Below are 2,941 nucleotides of genomic sequence, written 5' to 3'. Positions count from 1 at the left end.
GAGCCGGTAGCCGCCGCCCCAGTCGCCGGAGATCTTGCCCAGCGCCGGAAAGCGGTGCCCGCGGCCGTCCGGGCCGACGCCGGCGCCGTTGATCCCGGCGCCGCAGACGACCGCGACCCCCACCCTCGCGCTGCTCCGGGCGGGTAGCGCGGGGGTGGGGGTCGCGGTCGTCTGCGGCGCCGGGATCAACGGCGCCGGCGTCGGCCCGGACGGCCGCGTGCACCGCTTTCCGGCGCTGGGCAAGATCTCCGGCGACTGGGGCGGCGGCTACCGGCTCGGCGAGGAAGCCCTGTGGTGGGCCGTGCGCGCCGAGGACGGCCGCGGCCCGCGGACGGCCCTGATGCCGGTGGTCGCGGCCTACTTCGGGAAGCCGACCCTGCTGGACGTCGTGCAGGGCCTGCACTTCGAGGAGCTCGACCCGGCGTCGATCCACGGCCTGTGCCCGCTGCTGTTCGAAGTCGCGGCGGCGGGCGACGAGGTCGCGCAGGACATCGTGACGCGGTTCGTCGAGGAGGTCAGCGTGTTCGCGGCGGTGATCCTCCGCGAGCTGGACCTGACCGAGGACGCCCCGGAGATCGTCCTCGGCGGCGGTGTCCTGACCGGTGTCGGCGCGCCGGTGATCGCGGAGATCGAGAAGCGGTGCCTGAAGGTGGCGCCGCGCGCGGTGGTCCGCGTCGTCGACGTGAACCCCGTCGTGGGGGCGGCGTTGTTCGGACTCGACACGCTGGGTGCGCCGGAAGCGGCGAAGGCGGCCCTGAAGGCCGCGACCCAGCGCGTCTGAAGACCCTGGCGGAGCCGGTCCCGAAGCGGCGCGGGACCGGCTCCGCCAGACCTCCTACGGCACCAGGATCTCGCCGGTCTCCAGCAGCGACTTGAGGTCCGAGAGGACCCAGCTCCAGCCGCCACCGGCGTTCTCGCCGGGGCCGGCGTCGACGTCCTCCATCTGCCCGCTGACCAGCGCGGCGGTGTTCGGCGCACCGGTGACGTCGTGGGTGATCGTGAGTCTGGTCCCCGCGGTTTTCGTTTCCTCGATGTCGTAGGTGAGCGTCGTGTAGGGCTCGTCGGCGACCTCGGGGCTCATCAGCAGCTTCCAGGTGATGACGAGCTTGCGCGGCGGGTCGACTTCGAGGACTTCGCCGTCGACGAGGTCGCTGGTGAACCCGGCGTCGATGAAGCCCTGCGTGGGCCGGGTGCGGTGCTTGCCGCCGACCTTGAGGTCGTAGTCGGCGAGCCCGGTGTAGCCGTACTTCTCGGTCCACTCGGGCTTGGTGATGGCGTCCCAGATGCGTTCCGGGGTGGCCTTGATGTAGACGCGGTGGACCTGCACGGTGTTCGTCATGGTTCTTCGCCTTCCAGCTCGTTCTTGAGATCGAGGAGCGCGGTGACCTGGCGCTCGGTGTACTTGTCGATCCACCGGTCGTGGATCTGGCGGATCGGGACGGGGTTGAGGAAGTGCCGTTTCTCGCGGCCTTCCCTCCTGGCGACGACGAGCCCGGCCTCTTCCAGGAGCTTCAGGTGCTTCATGACGCCGAAGCGGGTCATCTCCACCTGGGTCTCCAGCTCGGTGAGCGTGCGGCCGTCACGCTCGAAGAGCAGGTCGAGCAGGAACCGGCGGGTCGGATCCGCCAGCGCCTTGAACACCAGGTCGTCGTCGGGCACGTCAGCGAGAATAGGTGACCAAAAGGTCACATGTCAACGGACGCGAAAAGGCCATCACCCCGGCTGGGGTGACGGCCTCCTCGTTCGTGCGGTGCCTAGACGATCAGCGAGAGCGGCAGGATCAGCGCGATGGCGACCACCGAGATCAGCGTCTCCATCACCGACCAGCTCTTCAGCGTCTGGCCGACCGAGAGCCCGAAGTACTCCTTGACCAGCCAGAACCCGGCGTCGTTGACGTGCGAGAAGAACAGCGACCCGGCGCCGATGGCCAGCACCAGCAGGGCGCTCTGCGACGGGTCCATGGTCGCCGCCAGCGGCGCCACGATGCCCGCCGCGGAGACGGTCGCGACCGTGGCCGAGCCGGTCGCCAGGCGGATCGCCACCGCGACCAGCCAGCCGAGCAGCAGCGGCGACAGGTTCGCGTCCTTGGCCAGGCCGGTGATGACGTCGCCGACGCCGGCGTCGACCAGGGTCTGCTTGAACCCGCCGCCCGCGCCGACGATCAGGATGATGCCGGCGATCGGGCCGAGCGAGTCACCGACCACAGTGGACAGCTTGTCGCGGCCGAGCCCGGCCGGGCGGCCGAGCAGCACCATGCCGACCAGCACCGCCGCGAGCAGCGCGATCAGCGGGTCGCCGACGAAGTCGAAGATCTTCCGCGCCTGGTTGTCCTTGGCCAGCAGGATGTCCGACAGCGCTTTCGCCAGCATCAGCACGACCGGCAGCAGCACCGTCGTGAGCGTCGCGGCGAAGCTCGGGCGCGGCTTGTCCGTGTCGGCGCGTTCCGGGATCAGCCGCTCGGGCGCCACGGCGTCCGGGACCAGCTTGGCCGCGACCTTGGCGAACAGCGGCCCCGCGACGACCAGTGTCGGGATGCCGACGAGCAGGCCGAACGCCAGCGTGACGCCCACGTTGGCGTTGAGCGCGCCCGCCGCGGCGAGCGGGCCGGGGTGCGGCGGGACGAGCCCGTGCAGCACGGAAAGCCCGGCGACGGCGGGAATCCCCAGCAGCATCAACGGCTTCCCGGTGCGCTTGACCGCCAGCAGCACCACCGGGATCAGCATGACCAGGCCGATCTCGAAGAACATCGGCAGCCCGATCAGCGCGGCGACGAGCGCCATCGCCCACGGCAGGCTCTTGTCGCGGGCCTTGCCGAGCACGGTGTCGACGATCTGGTCGGCGCCGCCGGAGTCGGCCAGCAGCTTGCCGAGCATCGCGCCGAGGGCGATCAGGATGCCGACGGACGCGACCGTGCTGCCGACGCCGGTCGTGAAGCTCTTGA

3 protein-coding genes and 1 pseudogene are annotated in these 2,941 nt (G+C 70.8%); 1 reads left to right on the top strand and 3 read right to left on the bottom strand.

Annotated features, from left to right (window positions below; translation table 11 throughout):
• Positions 1 to 106 precede the first annotated feature (106 nt).
• A pseudogene (locus CCN39_RS48015) lies at positions 107 to 781 on the top strand (BadF/BadG/BcrA/BcrD ATPase family protein); the annotation flags it as partial.
• Between the two features lie 54 nt (positions 782 to 835).
• On the opposite strand, the gene CCN39_RS48010 reads toward CCN39_RS48015, so the two are convergent.
• The 3 genes from CCN39_RS48010 to CCN39_RS48000 all read right to left on the bottom strand — a co-directional run.
• Complete coding sequence (locus CCN39_RS48010; protein WP_086853864.1) at positions 836 to 1,339, bottom strand: SRPBCC domain-containing protein; 504 nt, start codon at positions 1,337 to 1,339, stop codon at positions 836 to 838.
• Positions 1,336 to 1,659: an ArsR/SmtB family transcription factor gene (locus CCN39_RS48005; protein ID WP_086853863.1), complete on the bottom strand. Its 324-nt coding sequence runs from the start codon at positions 1,657 to 1,659 to the stop codon at positions 1,336 to 1,338. The genes CCN39_RS48010 and CCN39_RS48005 overlap by 4 nt, the downstream gene beginning before the upstream one ends.
• Positions 1,660 to 1,754: 95 nt before the next feature.
• Positions 1,755 to 2,941, bottom strand: a 1,187-nt coding sequence (locus tag CCN39_RS48000) for a GntT/GntP/DsdX family permease (RefSeq protein WP_086853861.1), incomplete at its 5' end; no start/stop codon positions are given.

Source organism: Amycolatopsis kentuckyensis (genome assembly GCF_002155975.1).
In the GTDB taxonomy this organism is placed as follows: Bacteria; Actinomycetota; Actinomycetes; order Mycobacteriales; family Pseudonocardiaceae; genus Amycolatopsis; species Amycolatopsis kentuckyensis.
Note: the sequence above shows the minus strand (reverse complement) of the source record. Positions and strands in the feature narration are given on the sequence as shown.

Excerpts from the sequence above, each read along its gene's own strand:
- CCN39_RS48010 (WP_086853864.1), bottom strand. The coding sequence starts at position 1,339 with ATGACGAACACCGTGCAGGTCCACCGCGTCTACATCAAGGCCACCCCG.